The 538-nt window shown below is 36.8% G+C and carries 1 pseudogene; it reads right to left on the bottom strand.

The window, feature by feature from the left end:
* Positions 1–432, bottom strand: a pseudogene (locus JN080_RS29070) (IS4 family transposase); the annotation flags it as partial.
* Positions 433–538 lie beyond the last annotated feature (106 nt).

Raw genomic sequence — 538 nt, 5'->3', positions numbered from 1 at the left:
CCGCATTTTTTGGGAAGCATGGTCAAAACAACGAGCTAGTAACTCGACGGATTTACTACGATTTCGATCATACGAAGAATCATCTAACACCAAGACCTTCGGTCTGTCATGATTCGAGAGTCTCGTTACTTTGCCAATCGTGTGAGCACTAAGAAAAAGTAAAAATCTACGCCATGCAAAGGTAGACTTATTCAGGAAACGATAAACGGCGTCTTTAGCAGGAAAATCGGCAGATTTTTTACCTTCAAGTGTTCGAAACCAGTTCTTGTTTTCAAAGATTAAACAAAAAATCAGTTGAAAAAGAAAACCACAAGAAAAGCCGAAAGTCTTTGTAATACCAGCTTTTCTTAGATGTTTTAGCACCTGTAATTCTTTAAATGTGGATGTTAGTTCATTTGGTAGTTGCTTATTTTGACCGTTTTTCGATATCATATAGGAGGCACCTCTTCTGTTTGGATATTGTGATTCTAGTCAAATCAACTATACCAAACGATGAGGTGTTTTTTAATGCCCATTTTTAAGGTCAAGCACCATATTT

It is taken from the genome of Bacillus sp. EB600 (assembly GCF_024494385.1).
GTDB lineage: Bacteria > Bacillota > Bacilli > Bacillales > Cytobacillaceae > JAEVLT01.
The sequence above is the reverse complement of the archived record's forward strand: the minus strand, read 5'-3'. Positions and strand labels throughout refer to the sequence as shown.